Consider the following 618-nt stretch of genomic DNA (forward strand, 5'->3'; position numbering starts at 1 on the left):
GATATATAGTGGATTAAATTTAAATCAGGACAAGGCGACGAAGCCGCAGACAGTACAGATAGTACGGTAAGGCGAGGCAACGCCGTACTGGTTTAAAGTTAATCCACTATATTTTCAGACGACCTTTTTCAGACGACCCCTATAAACCTGCGCTATTGTTTTTATGATTTATCGTCAACCCATATGAAAAAACACCGCTTTCGCAAGCGGTGTCCGGTAAAGCAGCAATTATTTGCGCAGACCCAAGCGGGTGATCAGGGTGCGGTATGTATCAGGTTGAGTACGGCGCAAGTAAGACAACAGACGGCGACGTTGGCTGACCATTTTCAACAGGCCGCGACGGCTGTGGTGGTCTTTAGGGTTGGCTTTGAAGTGGGGAGTCAGGTCGTTGATACGGAAAGTCAACAGAGCGACTTGTACTTCAGAAGAACCGGTATCGCCTTCTTTACGTTGGAAATCTTTAACAATTTGTGCTTTTTGTTCTACGGTCAATGCCATGATGGATAACTCCGAAAAATAAAAGAACCGTCATTCGTAAAAACTCGGGCTCGGACAAGTTTGACGAGCCAAAAACCCGTTCAAACTCCTGAAGTCTTTTTGTAAAGACGGGCGGATTAT

General features: G+C 45.5%; 1 protein-coding gene. It reads right to left on the minus strand.

Going from position 1 to position 618, the window contains the following annotated elements:
• Positions 1-228: 228 nt before the first annotated feature.
• Positions 229-498 carry a 30S ribosomal protein S15 gene (gene rpsO / locus ACTHUR_RS15625; protein ID WP_003679932.1) on the minus strand — a complete coding sequence of 90 codons (270 nt, stop codon included), beginning with the start codon at positions 496-498 and terminating at the stop codon, positions 229-231.
• Positions 499-618: the final 120 nt, after the last annotated feature.

This window comes from Neisseria sp. P0021.S007, assembly GCF_051956855.1.